The organism is Stenotrophomonas terrae (assembly GCF_039674165.1).
Lineage (GTDB): Bacteria > Pseudomonadota > Gammaproteobacteria > Xanthomonadales > Xanthomonadaceae > Stenotrophomonas > Stenotrophomonas terrae_A.
The window spans coordinates 23,268-49,531 of the sequence record NZ_JBDJMY010000022.1 but is presented as its reverse complement, the minus strand read 5'-3'; the positions used below and the strand labels follow the sequence as shown (position 1 = coordinate 49,531).

Sequence of the window (26,264 nt, the reverse complement as noted above, 5' to 3'; positions counted from 1 at the left end):
CCAATAGTTAGTGCGACGAAGCCTTGCTCGCACCAATGCCGGTCTCGGCACGCACCTGCTGTGCCGGGTAGGCAGCACGTTCGGCCTGTGCGTTCTTGCTCTTGTCGGTGATCGAGAAGAACCAGATGCTGACGAAGGCAATCGTCATCGAGAACAGTGCCGGGCTGGTGTACGGGAACGGCGCACTGCCGGCCGCATTGCCCAGCGTGTCCACCCATACCGACGGCGACAGCAGGGTCAGGATCAGCGACGAAGCCAAGCCCAGCGAGCCACCAATCACCGCACCACGGGTGGTGCAGTCCTTCCACAGCAGCGACAGGATCAGCACCGGGAAGTTGGCCGAGGCGGCGATGGCGAAGGCCAGCGACACCATGAAGGCCACGTTCTGCTTCTCGAACACGATACCCAACAGCACCGCGATCACGCCCAATGCCAAGGTGGTGATGCGCGAGACACGCAGCTCCGAGCCCGGCTCCGGGTTGCCCTTCTTGAACACCGTGGCATACAGGTCATGCGACACCGCCGATGCACCGGACAGCGTCAGGCCAGCGACCACGGCCAGGATGGTGGCGAACGCCACGGCCGAGATGAAGCCCATGAACAGGTTGCCGCCGACGGCCTTGCCGACCAGCACAGCTGCCATGTTCGGGCCGCCCTGGATGGTGCCGGTGACCGGGTCCGCATATTCCGGATTGGTCAGCACCAGTGCGATCGCACCGAAACCGATGATGAAGATCAGGATGTAGAAGTAGCCGATCCAGGTGGTTGCCCACAGCACCGACTTGCGTGCCTGCTTTGCATCGGGAACGGTGAAGAAGCGCATCAGGATATGCGGCAGGCCGGCGGTACCGAACATCAGTGCCATGCCGAACGAGATCGCCGAGATCGGATCCTTGACGAAGCCGCCAGGCCCCATTATCGCCAAGCCGGTACTGGCCGCTTCCTCCGCACTCTTGCCGCCGTTGGCTGCGATCTGGGTCTTGACCCGCACCGCTTCGCTGAACAGCGCCTCGAAGCTGAAGTTGAAGTGCCACATCACCATCACGGCCATGAAGGTCACGCCGGACAGCAACAGGCAGGCCTTGATGATCTGCACCCAGGTGGTTGCAGTCATGCCACCGAACAGCACGTAGACCATCATCAACACACCGACCAGCGCCACTGCGATCCAGTAGTCCAGGCCGAACAGCAGCTTGATCAACGCACCGGCGCCAACCATCTGTGCGATCAGGTAGAACAGCACCACCACCAGCGTGCCGGAGGCGGCAAACATGCGGATTGGCTTGGGCTGGAAGCGGTAGCCGGCGACGTCGGCAAAGGTGAAGCGGCCGAGGTTGCGCAGGCGCTCTGCCATCAGGAAGGTCAGGATCGGCCAACCCACCAGGAAGCCCAACGCGTAGATCAGGCCGTCGTAACCATTGGTCATCACCGCAGCGGTGATGCCGAGGAACGAGGCCGCCGACATGTAGTCACCGGCGATGGCCAGGCCGTTCTGGAAACCGGTGATGCCGCCACCGGCGGTGTAGAAGTCGGACGCGGACTTGGTGCGACCGGCGGCCCACTTGGTGATGCCAAGGGTGAACAGCACGAAGGTCGCGAACATGATGATCGCGGTCCAGTTGGTGGGCTGGCGCACGGTCTGGCCGATGTCGCCACCGGCGGCCATTGCCGCACCGCTGGCGATCAGCAGGCCGAGCAGCGCGCCGGTTCGCAGGAAGGAGTGGTTCATTGCGCTTCCTCCACGATCTCATCGGTCAACTTGTCGAATTCCTTGTTGGCACGGCGCACATAGAAGCCGGTGATCAGGATGGTGAACACCATCAACCCCAACGCGATCGGGATGCCGACAGTGGTGATCTTGCCGGCACCGATCGGCGTGGCCAGGAAGGCCTTGTCGAAAGCGATCAGGCCGATATAGCCGTAATACCCCAGCAACATGAGGATGGTCAGGAACCAACCCAGCTTGTTGCGCGTGCTGCGCAACCGTTGGTACTTCGGGTTGGAGGCGATCCGCTCTACACGGGGATCGACGGAAGCATTCATCGGAATTCTCCAGGCATTGGGAATACGAACGCCACGGCATGCGGAACTTGCCTTGACGGTCACATGAGTGCTCCCCGTGGGGGTAGGGAGATGGGGCGTACTGCGTTTTCAGGCGCGTTGCCGGCGGTACGCTACCGCCGGCAACGAATGGGTCAGAAGCTGTACTTGGTGGTGAACTGCACGCGGCTGATATCGCCCTTCTTGCCGTTCTCGATCTCACGCACGCCGTACATCACCTCGGCGCCGACATCGACCTTGGGCATCGGGGTGTAGAAGATGTTGCCGCGGATAGACTGCACGCTCTTGGTCACCAGGTCACCGGTGATGGAGGCATCGTTGTCGTAGTCGCTGCGGGCGTAGATCAGGTTGGTGCGCAGCTTCGAGGTGAAGGCATGGCGCCAACCCACGTAGCCGGCAATCACACCGGTCGGATCAATCTCATCGCGCAGGGCGTCATAGCCGCCGTCGGCAGTGATGCCCAGGCCGATGTAGCGGGAAATACCTTCGCCACCGGTCAGCTGGTAATGCAGGGTGTCGGTATCGCCCATCAGCCACTTGCCGCCGACTGTGACACCGCCGCCCACCTTGCTGGCATCGGCGCCGGTAGCCTGGTTGTCGAGCTTGAGCTGGCGCACCAGGCCGGCCACGCCGAAGGTACCCCAGTCACCCTTCCAGCCGTAACGCACGGTCAGGTCGGGCATCGAGCCACGATCGGAGTTGGCCACACCCGGTACATTCCACTTGCCGGTAACCGGGTTGTAGGCGCCGGTCAGCGTGGTGGTTTCCGGGTTTTCCAGGGCAACGCTCAGGCCGCCGGTGGTGTAACGGATCTGCGCCTGGCGCACGAACACCACGCCATCGGTGGGGCCGACGAAGTCAGCGGCTTCCGGGATGGAGGCCGCGTCCATGAAGTTGGACCAGGTCTGGCCGGCCAACCACTTGTTCCAGTACATGTAGGCATGGCGCACGGTGACGCCGTAGGTGTTGGTGGCGGTCTGGTTGCCCAGCGAGTTGCCGAAGAAATCCATCTCCAGGAACGCGCCAGCCTTGTCGCCGTTCTCGGCCACGTTGTCCACGCCCAGGTTGAAGCGCGAGAACTTGGCGTGTGCGTTGTAATCCACCGACGACGCCTTGCCCGAGCCACCGGCACCGTGCACAGGGGTCTGCCCCGGCAGGTACAGCGCGCGGCCGGTGGCATCGTCGGCCAGCTGGCCGTCACCGGTACGGGTAGCCAGGAAATCGGCCTTGATGAAGCCGCCCACCTTGAAGGTAGTGCCCGGCGCTGCGCCCGGGGTGATGGTGGTGATCTGGATCGGCTGCTTGCCGGTCGGTACCGCCGGCGCTGCGGCGCGCTCGGCCTGGGCGCTGCGCACCTGCACCACTTCACTCTGGGTCTGGGCAATGACGCCCTGCTGTTGCTGCTGGGTGGACAGCAACAGCTGCACCTGCCGCTCAAGATCGGCCACGCGCGCTTCCAGCGCCTTTTCCTTGGCGGTTTCAGCGAACGCCATGCCGGGCGCTACCAGCGCGACAAACAGCGCAGCGGCGAGTGGCCGGCGGGCCGTTTTCAAGATGTTTCGATTCATTGGGACTGCCTCTCTCCAGGCTGGCGAACGGGCCGCACCGGTTGCACGGTCACAGCCAGCGTGCGCGGGGATGGCAGCGGGCGGCTATTCGCCATTAGTCGTAAGCAGGCGTCTGTTCGACCATCGTCTAACAGAAGAAGCAGCGCGAGGTGGGGTGGATGCGGCACACTTGGGTTGTCCCGGCCCTGTCCACGACAGGGCTCATTCATTGGTTACAAGTGCAAAGGTGAGGGTTGCCATGACTGATGTATATCCCGTTGATTCCGCGTTCGCCGAGAAGGCACGGATCGACAAGAACACGTACCAGCAGCTGTACCGCGAATCGGTCGAAAACCCCGATGCGTTCTGGGCCAAGGCGGCCGAGCGGCTGGACTGGTTCAAGAAGCCGACCAAGATCAAGAACGTCAGCTACAAGCTCGACGATTTCCGCATCAAATGGTTCGAGGACGGCGAGCTCAATGTCAGCGTCAACTGCCTGGACCGGCAGCTGGCCACGCGCGGTGACAAGACCGCCATCCTGTTCGAGCCCGATGGCCCGGACAGCCCGGCGCAGAAGGTCACCTATAGCGAGCTGTATGAGCGCGTCTGCCGCCTGGGCAACGCCCTGCGCAGCCTCGGCATCAAGAAGGGCGACCGCGTCACCATCTACCTGCCGATGATCGTCGATGCGGCGGTGGCGATGCTGGCCTGCGCCCGCGTCGGCGCCATCCATTCGGTGGTGTTTGGTGGCTTTGCCGCCAATTCCATCGCCGACCGCGTGGGCGACTGCGCCAGCAAACTGATCATCACCGCCGACGAAGGCCTGCGCGGTGGCAAGAAGGTGCCGCTGAAGGCCAACGTCGATGCCGCGCTGAAGCTGCCCGGCACCAACACCGTGGAAACCGTGCTGGTCGTGCGCCACACCGGCGGCGCGGTGGACATGCAGGCACCGCGCGACCGCTGGTTCCACGATGTGGTGGACACCCAGCCGGCCGAGTGCGAACCGGAGCGCATGAACGCCGAGGATCCGCTGTTCATCCTCTATACCTCCGGCTCCACCGGCAAACCCAAGGGCGTGCTGCACACCAGCGGCGGTTACCTGCTGTATGCGGCCTACACCCATGAAGCGGTGTTCGACCTGCGCGAGGACGACATCTACTGGTGCACCGCCGACGTCGGCTGGGTCACCGGCCACAGCTACATCGTCTATGGGCCGCTGGCCAACGGCGCCACCTCGGTGATGTTCGAAGGCGTGCCGAATTACCCGAACACCTCGCGTTTCTGGGAGGTGATCGACAAGCACCAGGTCACCATCTTCTACACCGCGCCCACCGCCATCCGTGCGCTGATGCGCGATGGCGAAGCGCCGGTCAAGCGCACCTTGCGCAAGAGCCTGCGCCTGCTCGGCAGCGTTGGTGAGCCGATCAATCCGGAAGCCTGGCGCTGGTATTACGACGTGGTCGGCGATGCACGCTGCCCGATCGTGGATACCTGGTGGCAGACCGAAACCGGCGGCATCCTGATCTCGCCGCTGCCCGGTGCAACCGACCTGAAGCCGGGCTCGGCAACGCTGCCGTTTTTCGGCGTGCAGCCGGCGCTGGTCAGTGCCGACGGTGAGCCGCTGGAAGGAGCCACCGAAGGCAACCTGATCATCCGTGATTCGTGGCCGGGCCAGATGCGCACCGTCTACGGCGACCACCAGCGTTTCATCGACACCTATTTCCGCACCTACCCGGGCAGCTACTTCACCGGTGACGGCTGCCGTCGCGATGAAGACGGCTATTACTGGATCACCGGTCGCGTCGATGACGTGATGAACGTCTCCGGCCACCGCATCGGTACGGCCGAAGTGGAAAGCGCACTGGTCTCGCATCCCAAGGTTGCAGAAGCGGCCGTGGTCGGCTTCCCGCACGAGATCAAGGGCCAGGGCATCTATGCCTACGTCACCCTGATTGCCGGCGAAGCGCAGACCGACGAACTGCTGAAGGAACTGGTGGCATGGGTGCGCAAGGAGATCGGCCCGATCGCCGCGCCGGACCACCTGCAGTGGGCGCCAGGCCTGCCCAAGACCCGTTCGGGCAAGATCATGCGCCGCATCCTGCGCAAGATCGCCGAGAACGCGCCGGATCAGCTGGGCGACACCTCGACGCTGGCCGATCCATCGGTGGTCGCATCGCTGGTGGAAGAGCGCAAGGTCCGCTGAAGAAGCAACGAGGAGTGAGTAAAGAGGAGTGAGGAGCGAGTAACGGCAACAGCAAGTGCAGCCGGCGCCTTCACTCCTCCTTCGCTACCGATGCTCGGCTGTCCTGTTCGCTGCAACAGCGGTAGCATCGGGCGGCAAGCTCCAAGGTCTCACTCCTCACTTTTCACTCCTCATCACTCACTATTCGCCCCATGCCTACCCTGCTCATTGCCGATGACCACCCGCTGTTCCGCGAAGCCCTCAAGGGCGCGGTGCAACGCGTCATACCGGGCGTGCAGTTGATGGAGGCCGACAGCGTCGAAGCGCTGTACGCACTGGCCGAACAGCACCCCGATGCCGACCTGGTGTTGATGGACCTCAACATGCCCGGCGCGCAGGGTTTCAACGCATTGGTGCATCTGCGTGCGTTGCATCCGCAATTGCCGATCGTGGTGGTGTCCGCGCGCGAGGAAGCCACGGTGATGCGACGCGCACTGGACCATGGCGCCTTTGGCTTCATTCCAAAATCCGCCGATTCGGACACCATCGGCCATGCGCTGGGCACCATCCTCGATGGCGAGCGCTGGGCGCCGGCGGAGGCGCACAACGTGCCGCCCACGCCGAATGAAGAACGCGAAGTGGGCCAACGCCTGCGCGAGCTGACCCCGCAGCAGTTCCGCGTGCTGCAGATGCTGGGCGTGGGCCGCCTGAACAAGCAGATCGCCTATGACCTGGGTGTGTCCGAAGCAACCATCAAGGCCCATGTCACCGCCATCCTGCGCAAGCTCGGCGTGACCAACCGCACCCAGGCAGTGCTGATGGCCGGCAAACTGGCCATCGACGACGACGCCATCGTGCTGCCACCGGAAGAAGACTGAGCCCTCACACAGGTAATCAGCCTTTGTAGGAGCGGCGTAAGCCGCGAAGCCACTGCACTCGCAGATCGCGGTCAGTCCAGTTAGTCGCAAAACAGCCAGATTCATGAATGGCGCTGTGTCCGGCGGCCCAAATCCACCAGCTTCACGGCTTACGCCGCTCCTACAAACATGCCTGGCAGCCGCGGCACCGGCTTGCTGCTACAATCCGCGCTCCCTTGGGGAGTAGCCTGCTTCCAGTAATGGAAGCGCCCACATCAACATACTCGGCCAGTGCGCCGTGGTGTGGGCAGCCAGACCCGGTTGGCGAGACCAGCGGCATGCGTGCGCAACTACGGTTGGGCGCGGCGTGTGCCGTTTGTGTCCGCCCGACCCGGTAATCCTGATGTCACCACTCTCCATTGTTCTGATCGGCTTCGCCATGTCCACCGACGCCTTCGCGGCGGCAGTCGGCAAGGGCGCAGCCATGCGCAAACCACGCCTGTTCGATGCGCTGCGCGCGGGTTTGATCTTCGGTGTGATCGAGGCCATCACCCCCATCATCGGTTGGCTGCTGGGCCGCGCCGCGTCGCAGTATGTGCAGGCCTTCGATCATTGGATCGCCTTCGGCCTGCTGGGTGTACTGGGCACGCACATGATCATTGCCGGCCTGAAGCCGGACGACGAGACCGAGGCTGACGGCGACACCGACGAGGCCGGCGAGCAGCACAAGAGTTTCTGGACGCTGGCGGCCACCGGCTTTGCCACCAGCATCGATGCGATGGCGATAGGTGTGGGCCTGGCCTTCCTTGATGTGCATATCGGCGTGGTGGCGCTGGTGATCGGCCTGTGCACGATGACCATGGTGACCATCGGCATCATGCTCGGCCGCGCCTTGGGCGCGCTGGTCGGCAAGCGCGCGGAGATCATCGGCGGCGTGATCCTGATCGTCATCGGCTGCGCGATCCTGTACGAACACCTGCATGCGGCAGCCGAGGTTGTGGGAGCGGCGTAAACCGCGAAGCCTGCAGCACCTCTGATAGAGCGCAGCCATGCTGCGCTTGGGCATTGCTGGTAAAGCCCCTTGCCGAGCATGGCTCGGCACTACGGTTTGAGCCCCTCTCCTGCGGGAGAGGGGTTGGGGTGAGGGTCGCTTTGGCAAAGCGCGGCGATGCTGCGCTGGGGCATTACCGGTAGAGCCCCCCTGCCGAGCATGGCTCGGCACTACAGGTTCGATGCTAGCGCCGGCGCGGGTCGTTCAATGCGGTCAGGAACGCGCGCAGCGAGGCTGGCTTCACTGGTTTGGTCAGCACGCGGTAGCCGCGCTCACGTGCCATGCGCTTGAGCTCATCGCGACCATCGGCGGTCAGCAGCGCGCCCGGCAAGGGCCGTTGCGCCGCTTCGCGCAGCGCGATCAGGGTATCCAGGCCGTCCAGGCGATCGTGCAGGTGGTAATCCACCAACATCACATCGGGTTGCTCGCTCAGCTTCTCCAAGGCCATGTCGACCGTGCTGGCCGCTATCACCTCCACCTTCCAGCGGCCCAGCAGCGCACGCATGCCGTCGAGGATCTCCTGGTCGTTGTCCACGCACAGCACGCGCATGCCGGCCAGCGAATCATCGCCCCCAAAAGCGGTCTGCTGACGCGGCGTTGGCAACGGCGCCGTTGGTGTGGGCACCCGCGGCAAGCTGATCGAGAACATGCTGCCGTGACCGGGTTGGCTGCGTGCATTCAAGCCATGGTCGAGCAGGCGCGAGATGCGCTGGCAGATCGACAAGCCCAGGCCCAGGCCCTGCTCGCCCCAGTCGAAGGGCTGCTGGTAGCGGTGGAATTCATTGAAGATCTGCTGCATGTGGTGCTCGGGAATGCCCGGACCGGTGTCCCAAACCTGCAGTTCAACTTCATCACCGCGCACGCGTAGCGCCAACACGATACGGCCGCTGCGCGTATAGCGCAGTGCGTTGGCCATGAAGTTCTGCAGCACCCGACGCAACAGCCGCCGATCACTGCGCACCCATGCGGTGCGTGCAAACACATGCAGGCGCAGACCACGGCCCGCCGCCACCGGCGTGTACTGCGCCGCCAGCTCGCGCACCAGCAGACTGGCATCGAACTCGGTGATGGTCGGGCGCAAGCCGCCGGCATCCAGGCGCGACACATCCAGCAGACCGTCGAGCAGTTCTTCGGCCGCACGCAACGAAGCATCAACGCGCTCGGCAAGATGCCGCTGCTCATCGGTTTCGTGCAGGCTGTCGCGCAGTGCCGAAGCAAACAGGCGGGCCGCGTTCAACGGCTGCAATACGTCATGGCTGATGGCGGCGAGGAAGCGCGTCTTCGATTGCTGCGCCGCTTCCGCCGCCTGCGAACGCTCGGCGACGCGCTGCTCCAGGTTTTCGTTGGCTTCCAGCAATGCCTGTTCGGCGTTCTTGAAATCGGTGATGTCGTTGTAGCTGGTGACATAGCCGCCACCGGGCAGTGCCTGGCCGCGCAGCTCAATCACCTTGCCATCGGCACCGGTGCGCTCGAACACGTGCGGCGAACCGGCACGCATATAGCCAATGCGTCGGTTGATCTGCACCTCGGTATCACCCGAGCCCAGTTCACCGCGTTCGGCGTTGTAGCGGATCAGGTCGGCAACCGGGCGGCCGACGTAAAGCATGCCATCCGGATAACCGAACATCTGCTGGTAGCGGCGGTTCCATGCGGTCAGCCGCATTTCCGGATCAACCACGCTCACGCCGGCGCTGATGTTCTCCAGGGTGGTGGAAAGAATCTCGCGGTTGAAGCGCAGTTCCTGCCCAGCCTCATCCAGCACCGCCACCACTTCGCCCAGGTCCATACCCGAGCCGCGCAACAGACTGGTCAGCAGCAGGCGTGCGGAGGCGGCACCGATGGAGGCGGCCAACAAGCGTTCGGTGAACTGCACCCAGACGCGGTCGGCGGCCGCGGCCGGCTGGAATTCGCGATCCAGCAACTGCGCCTGTTCGCCGAATGAGCGCCGCGCGCGGTTGTCACCAATGACGCGCGTGGCCAGGGCCAGCAGATCGCGTACCTTGACGTGCGCCGGCCAGTCACCGGCCACCACCGGGCGCTTGGCATAGGGGTCCAGGAACGGTGCCGCGCGCAGCCGTTCGGCCACATCAGGGCGCCAGCGCATCGACACCAGCAGCATGGTCACGGTGTTGATCAGCAACGACCAGAAGGTGCCGTGGGTCAGCGGATCCCAGCCGGTGAGGCCGAACAGCTGCTGCGGCCGCAACCAACCGATACCGAACGGGCCCTGCGTCAGCAGGCTGGCGTCCAACCAACCACCGTGGCTCAGCGCCGGCAACAACAGCGTATAGGCCCAGACCAGAAAGCCCACCAACATGCCGGTTTCAACACCGCGCCGGCTCGCACCGCGCCAGTACAAGCCGCCGAGCAGGCCCGGCGCGAACTGCGCCACCGCCGCGAAGGCCATCAATCCATACGCGGCCAGCATGGTGTCGTCGTTGCTGCCGCGGTAATAACCGTAGGCCACCAGCGCCAGCAGCACGATCGCCATGCGCCGTATCCACAGCACGCGCGAGGCGACATTGGCGGCCTCGCGATGGTCGCCACTGCGCCGCAGCAGCAGCGGCATCACCAGATCGTTGCTGATCATCGTCGCCAATGCGATCGACGACACGATGACCATGCCGGTGGCGGCAGAGAAGCCGCCTACGTAGGCAATCAGCGCCAAGGTGGTACTGCCTGCGGACAGCGGCAAGGCCAATACCAGCGTGTCGTCCGAGGCCAGGCCGGTGCCGAACAGCGCTGCGCCGGCGCTGGCGATGGGCACGATCATCAACGAGATCAGCACCAGGTAGCCGCCAAACATCCAGCGCGCACGGCGTACATCGCCGGCATTGCCGCATTCCACCACTGCCACATGGAACTGCCGGGGCAGACAGATCATTGCGAGAAAGCTGAGCAATGTCTGCGATACAAAGCCCACCGGCGGCATGCCTTCAAACAAGGTGCGTGCCGACTGCACCACCGAATCACCGCGATCGGTGAGCCAGACATAGGCGAATACACCGATGGCCACCATCGCCAGCAGCTTGATCAGCGACTCGACCGCGATGGCCAGCATCATGCCGTAGTGGTGCTCGGTGGCATCGACCTGGCGGGTGCCGAACAGGATGGCGAACAAGGCCATCAACAGCGCCACATACAGCGCCGGATCGGTCAGAAAGCCCTTGCCCGCGGCATCGCCGGTCAGCACCTGCAGGCTCATCGCCACGGCCTTGTACTGCAGCGCCAGGTACGGCACCACGCCGATCAGTGCGATCAGCGCCACCAAGGCCGCCAGCCGCCGCGAGCGGCCGAAGCGCGAGGAGATGAAATCGGCGATGGAGACCACGTTCTCGCTGCGCGCGATCAGCGCCAGCCGCTCGATGATGCGCCAGCCGAAGATCAGCATCAGCAGCGGGCCAAGATAAATAGGCAGATAGCCGATGCCGTAACGCACCGCCGAGCCCACCGCACCGTAGAAGGTCCAGGACGAGCAATAGACCGCCAGCGCCAGGCTGTAGACCACCGGCCGCAGCCACGGGCGGTCCGGATACAGCGGGCGGCGGTCACCCCACCAGGCCACGCCGAACAGCAGCGCGGCGTAGCACAGTGAGACCAGGAGCAGGATCCAGCTGGAGACCAAGGGTAGTTCCCGTGCGACTTAGCCGGGTCAGTGTAGCCATTCCGCTGGTTTGGGGGTTTTTGCCCCCTCCCTTGTAGATTGCGAGCACGCGGAGATCAGGCCGGCTGCGGCTAGGCTCCCTCCCTTGTGCGCAGCACAGGGGAGGGTTGGGGAGGGGTGCTGTTGGCGATGGCAGTTGGTGCGCTTGCCGTTTGGCATGCCCGCATTTTCTGAAGCACAAAGCTTCGAGCTGCGCTCGCCTACCCCTCCCCAACCCTCCACTGCGCCTGCGGCGCAAGGGAGAGGGTAGATTGCGTGCGCGCGGGAATAGCTAGGGCTGACGCCAAGCCCCAAACGAACAACGCCCCGGCATTGCCGGGGCGTTGTTGGTCAACACTTCGCGCTGAATTTACTGCGCCAATTCAAACCGCACTTCCACGCGGCGGTTCGGCAGCAGGCATTCCAGCAGTGCGGCACGCGGCTTGACGCCGTCGCACTGCTGTACCTGCTGGGTGTCACCGCGGTACTCGTAGCGGATCTTGTCAGCCGGCACGCCACGACCCACCAGCAATTCACGCACGGTCTTGGCGCGACGCTCGGACAGGGCCTGGTTGTAGTCGAAGCCATTGCCCTGCATGCGGTCGGCGTGGCCAACCAGGGTGACCCCGGCCAGTTCGCGCTTCTCGTTGCCGATGGTGGCCAAAGCGCGGTCCACGCTCTCCAGCGAGTAGGTGCGGATGTCCTTGTAGCCGTCGCGGTCGAACTCGAACAGCACGTTGGCAATCAACGGGCCTGCCGCTACCGGAACAACCGCCGGGCCAGCCGGATCGACGCCGCACAGACGCGCTGCGGTTTCGGCCTCGTTGACCAGGTCTTCGGCGATCTGGATGTAAGGCTTGGAATGGCGCCACTGCTGCTGGTTGAACTCGTTGCCGGCATGCACCAGCTCCACTTCACCACAGGCCACCTTCTGCGAGGCGCAGGCGAAGCCCGGCGTGCCGTGGATGACCTTAAGGCGCTGCCACAAATCGGCACGCAGGTACTTGGCGTCGTTGACCAGGGCGGTGTCGGTGGGGATCGGCGAGACGCCGTTCTCCATGTCCACGATCAGCTTCTCCGACTCGGTCAGTGCTCCCTGCGGGAAGGCGCTGCGGTCGTTGCGGGTGTATTCGTGGAAGGACACGTCCAGCCAGCACTGCGCCTTGGACAGGTGATAGTCGCGGATCGGGCGACCACCATCGTTGAGCGCCTGGATGCGGCCCTGGGTCGCTTCATACGACTGCAGATCGGCATGGATGGCTTCGTCGCTGATTCGCTTGGCCTGCGGGTTGAGCTGGGTCTGCTGGGCGCCGGCGGTACCGGCGACAGCGAAGACAGCAACAGCCAGCAAGCTGCGCAGCGGACGGTTCTTGGTTTGCATAAAGGTCATGGTGTCGTCCTCAGCGGGCCGGGTCGCGGTAGCGGACCGGGTCCCGGCGGAATAGGTCTTCGTCGAACTTGAAGCGCAGGCGCAGGAAGAAGCCCTGCTGCGTGTACTCGTAGCCATTGAGATCGCTGTCGCCTTCAAAACCGGTCCAGTTGTAACCGGCCGACAGCCACAGGTTCTGCCGCAGCAGGCGGCCCACTTCCATGCCGTAGGCGAACTGGTTGGCGCCGTACTGGCCACGGAAGGTGGAGCCGAGCACGCCGATATCCCAGTTCTCGGTGATGTCGTATACGACACGACCGGAGACCAGCACCGCGTTGAAGCTGCTGTTGACGCGGCTGCCGTCGCCATAGGCGAACTGGTCGCGCTGCCACTTGCCGGCGATGCGACCGGTCAGCCACCACGGCCGCGACGGATGCCAGTCGGCGTGGGTGGAGATGATGTGCGCACGCGTGCGTACATCCTGGCTGCTGCCATCCACCACGTTGCCGTCGAGCAGGGTCAGGCCGCTTTCGTCGCGCTCGAGCTTGTACTCGTAGCGCATCAAGGCGTTGATCCGGTTGCGGTCGGTGTCGCGGTAAGCCAGGCCGATCTGGAAACGATCCTGCAGCACGTCGCCACGTTCTTCGTAGTTGGTTGCCAACAAATAGTTGCGGCCCAACAAGGTCCAATCGCGGCTCAGCTTGCGCGCAACCATGAACTGCAGCAGTGAGGTCTTGAAGGCCTCGTTGCTGTCCGCGGTGCCCGGCACGTCTTCGGAGATGCGGTGTTCGGCACGGATAGCGCCGCGCCACAGCGGGTTGGCGCTGTAATCCAATGCCAATGCCAGGCCGGTGCTGTCACCGGTATCGCCGGCCACCACATTGACGCGTTCGATCGAGCTGCTCAGGCGCAGGCCCTTGGCGATATCCCAGTTGTTGCGGATACCCGAGGCCGCCTGCACATCGCGGCCGCTGATCGCATCACGCAGGCGGTATTCGGAGAATGCCTGGGTGTCGCGGATGTAGCTGCTGTCGATACCGAACACCAGCGCATCGGCCTCGCGGTCGGTGGTGGTGATGCCGTAGGCGCTGGTCAGGCCAGTCTGTTTTTCGTAGCGGCCGTAGATGCGGCTGCGTTCGAACAACTGGTAGTCCATGCCGGCGGCAACGCGGTTGCGGTCTTCACCGCTGACGCTCTGCTCGTACTCGGCGCCACCGCTGAACTTGTCGTTGAAGCGGTAGCCAATACCAACGCGGGCACTGTCCGATTCCAGCTTGGTGCCTACCGGCAGATCGCTGGTCATCGTATCGCCAGCGCCGCCACTGTTGATCACCATCAGGCCGGTGGCCGGGTCCAGCGCCTGCTGGCCGTAGCCCAGCGCGCCGCCGCCCGAGCCGGTGGCAAAGCCGCCGGTCAGGCCGGATAGCTGGCCGTAGCCGGTGTTCGACCACGGCGAGGTGATGCCGATGGTTTCGCGGATGCTGCGCAGGCCGAAGTCCAGGGTCAGGCGTTCGGTGGCACCGATGCGCACACCGGCGCCGCCGGCATCACGCTTGCCGCCGTCCGGGTTGCGGTCTTCGCTGCGCAGGGCTTCAACGTACAGCTCCAGGCGCGGGCCAACGGCGTAGGACATACGGCCGCTGTACTCGCCACGGCCGCCGTACAGCGGCGAGGCCTGGTTGTTGAACTCCGGATCGGTACGCGCACCGAACAGGCGTGCGTCGAACTTGTCACCGTCGTGGGCGAACTCGACGCGCCAAGCGTCGCCTTCAACCTGACCGGTAACGTCCTTCAAACCCTGCGAAGTCACCTGGTTGAGCGAGTTGGTGTTGACCTCGCTCTGGGTACGCGCGAACTCGGCCACCAGCATGGTGTTCTGGCCGAAGCGATAGCCCGCGTTGACACTGCCCATCTTGAACTCGGCATACGGGTTCTGGTCTTCGACCGCCGATGCGCCAACTTCCAGCTTGTCGGTCAGCTTGTACTGGCCGTCCGCACCAATCACCCAGAACTTCTCGGTCTGCTGATCAAGTTCATAGGTGATGCGCAGCGAAACCGGATTCAGATCGCTGTCGAACGAGGGCAGGAACTGGTTGAGCAGGATGCGCCCGGAGAACGGCTCGAAGCTGTAATCCACCAGGCGTGCCAGCGGCTTCACCGTGACGATGCGCGAAGGCTGGTTGCGATCGCGCACGATCATCTCCACGCGCTCGCTGCCTTCCAGCACCGCGTTGTTGCGCAGTGCATACGGGCCGCTGCCCTGGCTGCGGAACTCTTCGATGATCTGCCGCAGCGAGTCTTCGATGGCGAACACATTGGTACGCACGCGCTCACTTTCAAAGTGCCAGCCCAGGCCGGTGGCGGTGCGGTTGTAGGTACTCAGGCTGCGCTGCGGGATCGGGCCGCTGCCGCCAACGCCGCTGGTGGTGGCCAGGGTGTCGCCGGTCTGGAAATCACCGTACAGCAGGTAGCTGCGCTTGTTGTCCACGCGTACGTACAGGCGCTCGGCCGAGCGCGCATCGAAGCCACGCAGCGACGAATCACCGTAGACCGGGTAGAACTCTTCCGGCTGGATGTCGCGCAGCAGGCGGCCGCGCACATCCTTGTCCGAGTCATAGGCGGCGGTGAGCAGGTACTCACCCTTGATCTGCCCCTTGACGAAGAACGCGGTGCGCGCCGAGGCGCTGGCCTTGCCGTTGTTGAACTGCTTCTCCCAGCGACGGATGTCGCGGTCGAAAGCATCGTTGTGCTGCACCGGCGAGATCAGGCTGGCGTTGGACTTGTTGCGGAAGTTCAGCACGCCTTCGATCAAACCGGTGGCGAGCATGTCGCGCATTTCCGGCAGGAAACCAATCGTGCCTTCGGCGGTTTCACCACCGGCAGTAATCCGCAGCAACACATCCTGCGGATCATGCGGGGCGATCAGGTCGAACTCGGCTACGCCGTTCTCGACCTCCAGCTGCACACCCGGCATCACCTTGTCGGCGTCGCTGGCACCCGGGCCGAATTCGTCGGTACGCGAACCCGGCAGGCGGATGCGACCGCCGCTGTTCTCGATGGTGACGAACGACTTGCCAGCCAGCGGCTTGTCGTCGGCGCCGAGCAGATGCACGGTGATGTGCACCGGCGTCTGGCCATCGGCCGGCACGCCATCGCGGTCCACTTCCACCGAGACGCGATCGACACCGGCATTGCGGCTGTAATCGACCTCACCCGAGCGCGCTGCCACTACTTCCGGCGGCGCATCGAGCGTGGTCAGCGAACGCGGATACAGCGTGGTGCTTTCGCCGTTGACCGGCGTGAAGCGGGTGCTGCTGCCCACGTTCTGGGCCAGTACCGGCAGCGAGGCGGTGGCCAGCGCGCAGGCCAGCAGGCTTACGCGCGGCATCTTGCGCAGGGCGATGCGGCTCATGGCTGCACCTCCTGCTGGGCCGCCGCGGACGGCGGGTTGGGTCGCGGTTGCACGATCGGCCTCTGGTTGGACGAGTCCGTGGCCTGCTGCGGCGCACGGGCTGGCTTGCTGTCAAAACGCAGCTGCGACTGCCCGGTTTCGGTTTCCGGTGCACGCACCTCACCCTGGGTACGACGCGCCTTCACCTGCTCCAGCAGCGGGTTGGAGCAGCTGCCCTCGACGAAGTCGGCGCGGTGCAGCTCACCGTTCTTCAGGTCGAGGAACAGGCTGTCGGCATCACCCAGGTTGCGGTTGCTGCTGGTGGTCAGGCGGGCACCCACCGGCAAGGTGGACGGGTCCACCTTCAAGGTGTGGCTCTGCGGGGTCAGGCCGCAATAGCTGTACTTGCCTTCGGAATCGGAAATCATCCAGGTGCCGTTGGAGAAGTACATGCGTACGCCCGGGATGCCCAGCTCTTCGCGGTCCTGCACGTGGTTGTTGTTGCAGTCCACGAAGATCTTGCCCAGCACACAGGCTTCCTCGGTGAACACGCCACCGGTGACACGCACGCGGTACTCGGCGCGGTTGGACGGCACCGAGCCCGGCACCGGCGTCAGCCCGACCGGATCAATACAGCCACCGGTGATCGAGCAGCCATGCGCCTGCGCGCGGTTGACGCCATCACCTTGCTGCGCACCAACGCCGACACGCACGCGGTAGGTCAGCACCAGCTGGCCACCCACATCGATCGGCCCCAGGTTGAAGCCCAGGCGCGGGCCCGGCTTGCCCAGCGGGTTGTCCACCGCACGCCCACCGACACGGCCGGTGCCGTCGATATAGGTGAAGCCACGCGGCAGCGTGTCGACGATGTTGACCGTGGCCAGCGCACTGCCGGCGGTCTGCCGCACGGTGATGGTGTACTGCACGGTGTCACCGATTTCAGCGGTCTGGCGGTCACCGGTCTTGGTGATGACCAGACCGGTGGCTTCGGCGGTATCCAGCGGGATGTGGTTGTGCACGATGCCGGCAGTAGCCGAACCTGCAAACAGGGTCAGCCAGTACTGGGTAGGCGTGCCCACCGCACCGGTCGGCGCATTGGCCTGCGGCTGCACCAGATGGCTGGTGCCGGCTGCACCGGCCGGGGACAGCGAACCGTCCTGGGCCGGGATCATCGACGACACGAACTGGTAGCCACCCGGCGGCGTCACCGTCAGGCGCAACTCACAGCGTGCCGGCGCGGCCGGGCCAAACATGAACTGGTAGTAGCCGCTGTTGCCCACCGTCATCGAAATCGCATTGCCCTCGATGCGGTAGCCGCCGGCCATGGCATTGAGCACTGCGGTCTTCGGGTCGTAGCCATTGCACACGCCAACCGGCGACAAGGTCACGATCGAACCCGGCACCGGATCACGGGTGACGGCGTCATAGACCACGCCCGACGGATCCACCGGCAAGCTCTGCTGCGGCATATGCATGCCGGCCTCAAGCACAACCTGCAGCTGGCTGGCGCCGTTCTCGCTGATACGACAAGCCGAGGCGGTGCTGCCGCTGATGGCCTTGTCGGCGTCACAGGACACATTGATGCCAGCAGCGGTTTCCTTGTTGACCGGCCAGGCCCACAACACACCGGACATCGGATCGCGGAACTGGATGTTCCACTTCTGGCCAGGCACCACGTCGCCAAAGCGGTAGCTGCCATCGGCTGCAGTGGTGGTGCTCTTGCTCACCGCACCGGTGGCCGTGTCGACCAGCTCTACGACCCACGACTGCAGGCGCTCGTCACCGCCGTCCAACAAGGTGTCTTCGCTACCAATGTCGAACCACACGGTGCCGCCAACCGACGCCGACAGCTGCACCTGGTTGGGCACGCGGCAGGCGTTCTGGCTGATGGCGACATCGCACACCGGCAGCGTGCTGACGTCACCTTCGAAGTTGTTGCGCTCGGTGGTGGTCGGGGTACGGAACTCGTTCTCGCCGCCGCCCTCGATCAATACCGCATTATTGACAGTGCCGGCCTGCGCCGCTTCGGCCGCAACATTGGCCTTGACGGTGATGTCCGACAGCGAGGTCGCGCCAGCATTCACCACTTCCGAACTGCGGCATTCAAAGCGGGCATCGCCCACTGCACCGCTGCAGGTCCAGCCGTTGCCGGCCGGGACTTCTGCCAGGCTCAGGCCAACCGGCAGACGATCCTTGACGATGTACTCGCCGAAGGACGGCTTCTGCCCGCCGTTGCGCACGCGGATGGTGTACGTGGCGACGTTGTTGACGGTGAACTTCACCGTGCTGGACGACTTGCTCACCAGCATGTCCGGCGAATCGCCGATCTCGCCGAAGTTGTTGTCGATGGACTTGGCGCCGATGGTCAGCTTGATCGCGCTGATCTTCGACGGCACGGTCGCCTTGTCGGTGGCAGTGCCTACGCGCTGCCCGCCGATGGAGCCCGGCGTGGTGAAGCCATTGAGCGTTGCCGGCGGCTGGGTCGGCTCGGTCACCTCGTAGGTGCCCGGACGCAGGCCATCAAAGCTGTAGGCGCCGTTCTTGTCGGTCTTCAGCGTCAGGTTGACCACTACGCCCATGTCATCGACGCCGGTCAGCACTACATCGACATTGGCGTAACCCACTTCTTCGGGTTCGATGACGCCGTTGTCGTTGCTGTCGTTGTAGACGCGTCCGCTGATGCTGCCGGACGGCAGCTCGGCAAAGTTGTTGTCCACCGAGTGCGTGGTCACGCCAAGCGTGATCGTGCTGATCACCGATGCCGGATCACCCTGCTTGCCAGCGGTTCCGCCGGTGCTGCCGGGCACGGTCTTGCCGTCCACGGTATTGGCGGGCTGGGTCGGCTCGGTAATGGTGTAGTCGCCCGGCGGCAGGCCGGTAAAGGCATAGCTGCCGTCCGGATTGGTGGTCACCGTTTCGCTGATCTTGGTGCCGTCAGTGGCGGTGCCTTCCAGCGTTACCGTCACCCCACCCAGGCCGTTTTCACCGGAGCCGACGATGCCGTCATCGTTTGTGTCCAGCCACACCTTGCCGCTGATGCTGCTGTCGCGCGGCGTTTCACCGAACAGGTTGGCGATGGACGCGCTGCCAGGCACGGTCAGGTCGATGGCCGAAATGGCGCTGGGCAGCGTGGTCACCGGGGTTGCGGTGCCGGATGCGATGTTCGATACCGTGCCGGCCGTGGTGATGCCGTTGGCGGTACCGGTCGGCTGGTTCGGCTCGGTCAGTACATAGGTACCCGGACGCAGGCCTTCAAACAGGAAGGTGCCGCCATTGGCGGTGTTTACCGGGACCACCATCGTGGTGGTGACCGTGCCCAGATCGTCCACGCCGGTCAGCTGGATCAGTACGCCGTCCAGCCCGACTTCGGCAGCACCGCTCATGGCGCCGTCGTTGTTGACGTCCATGAACACCGTACCGGCCACGGAAACCGGCAGGATTTCGCCGAAGTTGTTGTCCGGCGAAGAACCACCGGCCACGATGGCAATGCCGGTGATGGCCGAGGGCACTACGCTCTTGCTGGTTGCAAGGCCTGCGGTACCACCGGTGCTGACGGAGCCGGCATTGGTCGCACCGTTCAAGGTGGTTGCGGTGTTGTACAGCGGCTGGGTCTGCTCGGTGACCGCGTAGGTGCCATTGGGCAGGTCGCGGAACACGTACTTGCCGGCAACGGTCTGCTGCGCGGCTACTACTTCGCCAAACACGTTCAAGGTGCCGGCGCCCAGGCTCACGCTTACGCCGTTGAGGTCCGCGTCGGTCGGGCTGTAGGTGCCATCGTTGGCGGCGTCCAGATAGATGCGGCCACTGATGTTGCCGGCGATCTCGCCGAAGTTCTGCGCCAGCAGACCGGTTGCTGGCACTGGGATCGTATTGATCACATTGCCGTTGGCTTCCTTGCCGCTGAGCAGAGCGGCCGGCTGGGTCTGGCGGATCACATACCTCGCACCAGCGACGACCTTGCCTGCAGCCTCGTTGAAGTCGACGAAGCCATAAGCGCCGCTGGTTGCATCGGTCGTTGTCGTGGCCAGCAAGGTGGTACCGGTAGCGTCATACAAGGCAATGGCGACACCACCCAGCCCGCGATCCACGCCACTGTCGTAAGTGCCGTTACCGTCATACAGGCCCGTGCCCGTAGGATCTTCGCGATCCACATAGACAACACCGGCAACCGAGGCCACCTGCGCCTCACCGAAGTTGAACTCGGTGCCGCTGCCTGCCACCAACTTGATGTTGTCGATGCGCGAGGTATTGGGTGCAACCGTCTGGGTGCTGCAGGTCGTGCACAGCACGCCGCCGATCTTGCCTGGGTTGATCGCGGTCGGCAGATCCTGGTAGCCGGCCGGCAACAGCTCGCGCAGGCTATAGGTCAGGCCGGGGTGCAGCTCGGTGAATTCGTAGTAGCCAGATGTATTGGTTGTCTGCGTACCGATCTTGTTGCCGGTCGCGTCCAGCAGATCGACCGTGGCCGAGCTGATGGCCGGGTCGCTGCCATCGCGCACGTTGTTCAAGCCGATATCCGCATAGACATAGCCGGACAGTGTCACCGCCTGCACTTTCGGGAAGTTGTAATTGATTGCCGTGGCACCCTTGGTACCGATGGTGCCATGGTTTGCCACCACGCCCGGGGTAACCACGGCTACATACGTGGAATCCACTGCAGCCAGGTACGAGCCGGGGTTGAAGGTTGCCGAATCGTTGCCGGCGGTCGGCGGCGCTACCAGGCCATTGCTGTAACCGGCCACGTGACTCTGGGTGACGGTGTAACCGGCTTCATCGGAGGGCGGCAGGTTGTCGAAGCGGTATGCGCCATCATTCGTGGTGGTCAGCGTACGGGTTACGGTTGCGCCGTTGAAATCCTTGCCGCTCAGGGTGATGGTGACGTTGTTGATGCCCGTCTCAGCGCCCTGCTTGATGCCGTCACTGGCGCCACCATTGCTGTCCACGAACACGTAGCCGGCAATCGACAGGTTGACCACGTCCAACGGAACGGTGGTGGTGTCGTTGACCGGGTTCGGATCGATCTGCTCGGTGGTCACCTTGGCGGTGTTGTTCGAGGTGCCCAGCGGCGCGGTGCTCCCTGGCGGCAACGCGTCCCAGCGGGACGGCACGATGATGCGCACGGTGCCGAGGTTGCCGCTGGCAAAGGTCACATCACCGACTTCACAGGTGATGGTGCGCGAGGCCAGCGTGCAGAGGCCGCTGCCGTTCGGCGTGGCACCGGTGAATGCCGGGCCGATTTTCTGCCAACTGATCTCCCCCGGCTCGGTGACCACCACACCCGCAGGCAAGGTATCAACGATGACCGTGCCACCGCCGCCGCCTGCCTGCGCGCGATTACGGGCAAGGCTTTGCCCGGAACCATGGTTGGTGGCGGTCAGCACGTACCAGAAATCCTGCTTGATGCTGACCACGCCAACGTCGGATGGCAATGCCACGCTCGGATCAAGGCTGGGCTCGGTGGTGACCATGGTCTTGACCACGCCCATATCCGCGGTCATGTACAGCGTGGTGGTTTCGGTGACGTCGTTGTTGCCAGCCTGCGGATCGAGCTCCGAAGAGCTGACCACCACCTGATTGTTCACCGTATCGCCGCTGGCGCCCGGCTCGGTTTCATAGAGGTAGCGCAGGTAAACATACGACTTGTTCTGGCCGGTGGTCGAGGAGATCACGCCTGGGGCGTTGTTTGCGCCGTACCCGGCACCCGGCAAGGTGCAGAGCACGTACAGCTTCGCGGTCTTTGCCGCATTGCCGGTCACGGTCGAGGGGCCCTGTACCGCACAAAGCGTCGAGCCGTAGTCATTGTCGTTGTGGGACAAGACCGCAGATGCACCAATGAAGCGGACGGTCTTGCCTTCCGGCGGTGTCAGCCAATCCTCGGCGACGGCGTTGGTAGCGATGGACGGGCCACCATTGGTGACCTCCAACATGTAGGTCAGGACATTCTTCGCCGGCTGGGTGCCGTCGTAGCCGATCGGGTCCTTGAACGTGTCGAACACGTCCTTCTTCTGTACCGCCAGGTCGGCCTCGCCCTGCTTGAAAGTGAGCTGGGCATCCTTGGTGTCGTCACTGACATTGGTGTTGCTGTTGTAGATGAAATCACCATTGGCATCGCTGCCGTGGTAATCGGCACCGGTTCCGGTAGTGATGGTGAAATTGCCGGTATTGTCGAAATAGCGACCGGTATTGCCGCTGTTGACGTTGGGGCGGATGGTGATATTGAGTGTCTGCGCGCTGCCAGCAGTGAAATCGGCCGCAGGACATGCAACCGTCAAGGTCTGCACCGCGGCGGGGTCGCTGTTGGAGTAGGACATACCGCCCTGCCCCTGCACCGCGACAATGCCAGCGTCCCGGCTGTCCACGGCGCAGGTTGCGCCGCCAGCCGTCTTGGCATCGATCAGCACGAAGCCTGCGTCGCCCGCGAGCAGCTTGAAGGTGTCGCGCATGACCACGCCCGGCACTGCCGAGGGGCCGTCATTCTTGTATTCAACGCGATAGACCGAGTTGACACCGGCCTGGCCGGCGGTAGCACCGGTGGTGATGCTCTTGCTCTGCGTCTGCATGTTCGCGTAGCGCTCGGCACTGACCCAGTCGCTGGCGTAGTTGTCCGTCCAGTCGCCTTCACCCAAGGAGTTGGGCTGGGCACCGTCGATGCCGACACCCACCGTATTGCAATGGAAGTGCGGTTGGTTCGTTGCAACCGGCGGCGCGTTCGGGCACGCGGTGACCTTGCCGACGCTGTCGACAAGGAAGCCCGGCGAGACGCCATCGGTATGGGTCAGCTTGATGGTGATCGTGTTGACGGCACCACTTGCCATGACCGTCGCTTTGGAACGGCAGATGACGGTTTCCGCCACCGTGCAGTCCCAATTTTCAGTGTTGGTCACCGTCGCCTTGGTGAAGCTCGACCAACCAGGGATCTTGTCGTTCACCACCACGCCGGCGGTGGCATCGCCGGTGTTGGTGACCGTGATGATGTAGCTCATCTCGGTGTCGGTAACCTTCAACACACGGTCGCCAGCAGTCGGGGCGCGGGTTTCCTTGCTCACCTTCAGATTGGCCACGCCCTGGGTGACTGCAACACCATCACCATTGGCACAGTCGTTGGCAGTGACCTTGTCAGCGTTCACGCCCGTGCTGGTGGTCGGTTCATTGGCGATCGCTGAACCAACATAGCCGTTCGGCATGGTGCCGCCGGTGCAGGCATTGTTGACCAGTAGAGCGCCGGCACCGCCTGTCGGCAGCTCCCGCGCACGGGTGATCAGTTCCAGGGACTGCGTCTGCCCAAGCTTGAACGGATAGGCAGCAGCCTTCAGCGTACAGGTCACCAACTGGCGGACGCCGCTGCTCCACGCCGCAGGCACGGCGGTACAGTCGAAGTTGCCGTTGCGGACACCCTTGAACTCTTCGCCTTCAGCGAGCAGCTCCTGGATCTCGGCGTTGCCGATAACATCGGCTGGTCCATTGTTGTGCAGCGTCAACCGCGACAGCATGTCGCTGGCCACGGTATTGCCTGCAGGCACCTTGTTCGGTGCCAGCTCGGGATCGGTCAACGATTGCAGGTTGACCTTGCTCTTGCCCAGCGCGAGGTCGGCACCATCGGCCAGCACCGAGACGGTGGCGCTGTCGCTGTCATTGGTGGTAACCGGGTCTTCAAGCAGAGCCGAATCCACCGTTGCCGACGCGGTGTAATCGCCGGGCGTGGTCGGCGCCGTGGTGTTGATGGTGATCACTTCACCGGTGTTGGACTTGCTGAAGCCTGGCTGGCGGGTGCAGGTGAAGAGCACCGGGTCGGCACCGGCCACATCGGGGACGCATGCCCAGCCAGGTGCCTGGCTGACATCCGCGCCGTTCCACGGCATGCCTGCAGGCAGGCTGCCCTTGATGACGGCATCGTTGACCGTCTCCGGCCCCTTGTTGGTGACGGTGATCTTCAGATCCAGCGGCTGGTCCGTGGTGGCTGGACTCTTGCTCCACGCAATATCCACGCCCAGATCCGCGCCGGGCCTGACGCGGGTGTCAGCCTGGGCGGCGTTGTTGTTCGGCTGCGTATCGATGGTGCCGACCGAGGTGACCAGCGCGTGGTTGGTGACATCACCGGCCGAGATGTCGGCCTTTGCCTTGAAGCTGAAAGTGGTGGTGGCATTTGCCGCCAAGCCAGTGGCATGGGTGGCGGTGGTGGTGGCGGCATTCCAGGCCCACCCCGCTCCCTGGAAACTGCCCGCGACCACGGTGAAGCCGGACGGCAGCGAATCGGCAACATTGAAGTTGCTTGCCGGGCCCGGCCCCTTGTTGGTGACGGTCAACGTGTAAGTGACTTCGCCGCCACCAATGACACTGCCGGGTGCCGCCGGGTTGCTGGTCTTGACCAGCTCCAGATCGGCGGAGTCGGTCAGCGTGGTGTTGTCGGTCAGCTTGTTGTTGCTGATATTGCTGTCGCCCTGGAAGAACGGGTGCGTCGCCGGATCCAGCGCCTGCACACTTTCATTGAGCGTCGGCGCCTGGCTGGCCAGGCCCACCGCGCCATGCACATTGACAACCGACTTGACCATGCCGCTGGTGGCCATCTTCAGCTGGAATGCCTCGGTGCCCAGTGCAGGCAACGAGGTAAACGTGCAGACGATGCGCAACGCGCCGGAGCTTGCTGTCTGGCTGCTGCAGTTGGATGGGATTTCGTAGACCGTCATGCCCGGCGCCATGTCGAAGACCGCCGCAATGTCCGAAACAGCACTGGCCTCGATGTTGGCGACCACCGCGTCATAGACCACGATGCCGCCCAGCGGCGTCAGGTTGCTGCCCTCATTGGTACCGGACGGGTCGCCATTGGCCATCAGCCAGGGGCTGGTCGAATCCTGGAACGAGGACAGGCCGACGTTGTACGCCTGCGCCGCAGGTGCCGCTGCCATCAAACCGGCCATCAACCCCAATGCCGCCAACCCGCGCAGGCCACCGTGGTACGCCTTCCGCAGCCAACTCCGTGGCGGACGGCCCGCTGTGGGCACACCGGAAGAGTGGCTGACGTCCCTGTCCTGCTTGAAATGCTTGTTCACCGTGCAAACCTCGTGCAAACGCTGCGCGCACAGGCCGCCAGATGGCAGCCCGGGGAAAATTCGTGTGGTCAGACAGTTCGCCCCAAAACGAACTGCCAAGTCGGCACCGTGGGGGTGCCCGTGTTGGCGGCGATTCTTACGGCGCGCCCGGGCGTATTCAGTTCCGTTGAATGACGGAAAATCTCACTTGCTTTCGTAACGGACTTGATGCATTGCGCATCACATCCCTATCACGTTGATTTCACGTGGGTTTTACGCATGGCGCCTCTCACAAATGTGAACAGGCGCATCTTCAAGTCAGTGAATCGACCCTGAATCTAAAACTGTGAACTAGACCGTCAAACGGTAACCGGCACCCCGAACTGCGCGGACCGGGAGGGTACAGCCGGTGGCTGCCTGCACGCGGTTGCGCAGGCGGTGCACCAGCACCTCGATCCGGTGCGGATCGAAGCTCCAGGGCTGGTCGGTGAGGGCGGCGATCAGGCGCTCGCGGGCCACGGTTTCGGCCGGCGAGGAGAACAGCAAAGTGAGAAATGCGCGTTCGGCCTCGGTCAGCGCCAGCACCTGTGCATTGGGCCCACGCAGGTCCCAGCCATCGGATTCCAGCGACCAACTGCCGTTGTCGTTGCCGGAAGCCAGGTTTTCCACCAGCTGCGCGGCTTCACCGGGCAGGCGCCGGCGCAGGCTATACAGCTTGGCCGCCAGGAATTCGGGTTCCGGCCGGTGCGGCAGGCAGGCGTCGGCGCCAGCCCACAGGCCTTCGGCAATCAGCTGCGGGGTGAGCGGGTCCACCAGCAGCACCACGCCCAGGTCATCACGGCGGCGCAGGTGTTCGACGGTTTCGACCATGCCTGTGCGGACCCGCGTGGTATCGATCACGACGATGTCGCAGGGGACGATCACCAGCTCGCGGTACAGCGCCTCAACGCTGTCCAGGGCCTGGATCTGGGCACCGTAGGGCAACAGCGGCTGTAGCAGTTCCAGGTTGCCGACAATCCAGATACGTAACGGCGCCAAGGCCATGGGATTGGCCGCGCCAATGGGCGCCAAGTTCAGATCCGATGCCACACACTCTCCCTGTCGGGCCTAAGGAAACAGCCCACGTATATCTGGGAT

At 64.0% G+C, this 26,264-nt stretch carries 11 protein-coding genes and 1 riboswitch; of the genes, 3 read left to right on the top strand and 8 right to left on the bottom strand.

The window, feature by feature from the left end; genetic code table 11:
• Positions 1 to 7: 7 nt before the first annotated feature.
• The 3 genes from ABE493_RS11390 to ABE493_RS11380 form a co-directional block, all read right to left on the bottom strand.
• Positions 8 to 1,729: a cation acetate symporter gene (locus ABE493_RS11390; RefSeq protein ID WP_346499031.1), complete on the bottom strand. Its 1,722-nt coding sequence runs from the start codon at positions 1,727 to 1,729 to the stop codon at positions 8 to 10.
• Positions 1,726 to 2,043, bottom strand: a complete 318-nt coding sequence (locus ABE493_RS11385; protein ID WP_346499030.1) for a DUF485 domain-containing protein — start codon at positions 2,041 to 2,043, stop codon at positions 1,726 to 1,728. The genes ABE493_RS11390 and ABE493_RS11385 overlap by 4 nt, the downstream gene beginning before the upstream one ends.
• A gap of 152 nt (positions 2,044 to 2,195) precedes the next feature.
• Complete coding sequence (locus ABE493_RS11380; RefSeq protein ID WP_346499029.1) at positions 2,196 to 3,629, bottom strand: DcaP family trimeric outer membrane transporter; 1,434 nt, start codon at positions 3,627 to 3,629, stop codon at positions 2,196 to 2,198.
• Positions 3,630 to 3,867: 238 nt separating this feature from the next.
• Between ABE493_RS11380 and acs the strand changes: the two genes are divergently transcribed.
• The 3 genes from acs (at position 3,868) to ABE493_RS11365 (ending at position 7,659) form a co-directional block, all read left to right on the top strand.
• Positions 3,868 to 5,811, top strand: coding sequence for an acetate--CoA ligase (gene acs / locus ABE493_RS11375; protein WP_346499028.1), 1,944 nt, complete (start codon positions 3,868 to 3,870; stop codon positions 5,809 to 5,811).
• A gap of 191 nt (positions 5,812 to 6,002) precedes the next feature.
• On the top strand, positions 6,003 to 6,668 hold the full coding sequence (locus ABE493_RS11370) for a response regulator transcription factor (RefSeq protein ID WP_346499027.1): 666 nt from the start codon (positions 6,003 to 6,005) through the stop codon (positions 6,666 to 6,668).
• Between the two features lie 210 nt (positions 6,669 to 6,878).
• Positions 6,879 to 7,043: riboswitch (yybP-ykoY riboswitch) on the top strand.
• A gap of 7 nt (positions 7,044 to 7,050) precedes the next feature.
• Positions 7,051 to 7,659, top strand: a complete 609-nt coding sequence (locus ABE493_RS11365; protein ID WP_346499026.1) for a manganese efflux pump MntP — start codon at positions 7,051 to 7,053, stop codon at positions 7,657 to 7,659.
• Between the two features lie 223 nt (positions 7,660 to 7,882).
• Here the strand turns inward: ABE493_RS11365 and ABE493_RS11360 are convergent, their stop codons facing one another.
• The 5 genes from ABE493_RS11360 to ABE493_RS11340 all read right to left on the bottom strand — a co-directional run bounded on the left by ABE493_RS11360 (position 7,883) and on the right by ABE493_RS11340 (position 26,216).
• Positions 7,883 to 11,323, bottom strand: a complete 3,441-nt coding sequence (locus ABE493_RS11360; RefSeq protein ID WP_346499025.1) for a hybrid sensor histidine kinase/response regulator — start codon at positions 11,321 to 11,323, stop codon at positions 7,883 to 7,885.
• Between the two features lie 388 nt (positions 11,324 to 11,711).
• The gene (locus ABE493_RS11355) at positions 11,712 to 12,731 is read right to left on the bottom strand and encodes an OmpA family protein (protein ID WP_346499024.1); all 1,020 of its coding nucleotides are present in this window, start codon (positions 12,729 to 12,731) and stop codon (positions 11,712 to 11,714) included.
• Positions 12,732 to 12,741: 10 nt separating this feature from the next.
• On the bottom strand, positions 12,742 to 16,122 hold the full coding sequence (locus ABE493_RS11350) for a hypothetical protein (RefSeq protein WP_346499023.1): 3,381 nt from the start codon (positions 16,120 to 16,122) through the stop codon (positions 12,742 to 12,744).
• Positions 16,119 to 25,148, bottom strand: a complete 9,030-nt coding sequence (locus ABE493_RS11345; protein ID WP_346499022.1) for an SdrD B-like domain-containing protein — start codon at positions 25,146 to 25,148, stop codon at positions 16,119 to 16,121. The genes ABE493_RS11350 and ABE493_RS11345 overlap by 4 nt, the downstream gene beginning before the upstream one ends.
• Before the next feature lie 330 nt (positions 25,149 to 25,478).
• Entirely contained in the window at positions 25,479 to 26,216 is a 738-nt protein-coding gene (locus tag ABE493_RS11340; protein WP_346499021.1) for a winged helix-turn-helix domain-containing protein, read from the bottom strand.
• Between the last annotated feature and the right edge of the window lie 48 nt (positions 26,217 to 26,264).

Bases quoted from the DNA above. Each gene is read 5' to 3' on its own strand.
- ABE493_RS11390 (WP_346499031.1), bottom strand. From the start codon at position 1,729: ATGAACCACTCCTTCCTGCGAACCGGCGCGCTGCTCGGCCTGCTGATC.
- ABE493_RS11385 (WP_346499030.1), bottom strand. From the start codon at position 2,043: ATGAATGCTTCCGTCGATCCCCGTGTAGAGCGGATCGCCTCCAACCCG.
- ABE493_RS11380 (WP_346499029.1), bottom strand. From the start codon at position 3,629: ATGAATCGAAACATCTTGAAAACGGCCCGCCGGCCACTCGCCGCTGCG.
- acs (WP_346499028.1), top strand. From the start codon at position 3,868: ATGACTGATGTATATCCCGTTGATTCCGCGTTCGCCGAGAAGGCACGG.
- ABE493_RS11370 (WP_346499027.1), top strand. From the start codon at position 6,003: ATGCCTACCCTGCTCATTGCCGATGACCACCCGCTGTTCCGCGAAGCC.
- ABE493_RS11365 (WP_346499026.1), top strand. From the start codon at position 7,051: ATGTCACCACTCTCCATTGTTCTGATCGGCTTCGCCATGTCCACCGAC.
- ABE493_RS11355 (WP_346499024.1), bottom strand. From the start codon at position 12,731: ATGACCTTTATGCAAACCAAGAACCGTCCGCTGCGCAGCTTGCTGGCT.
- ABE493_RS11350 (WP_346499023.1), bottom strand. From the start codon at position 16,122: ATGAGCCGCATCGCCCTGCGCAAGATGCCGCGCGTAAGCCTGCTGGCC.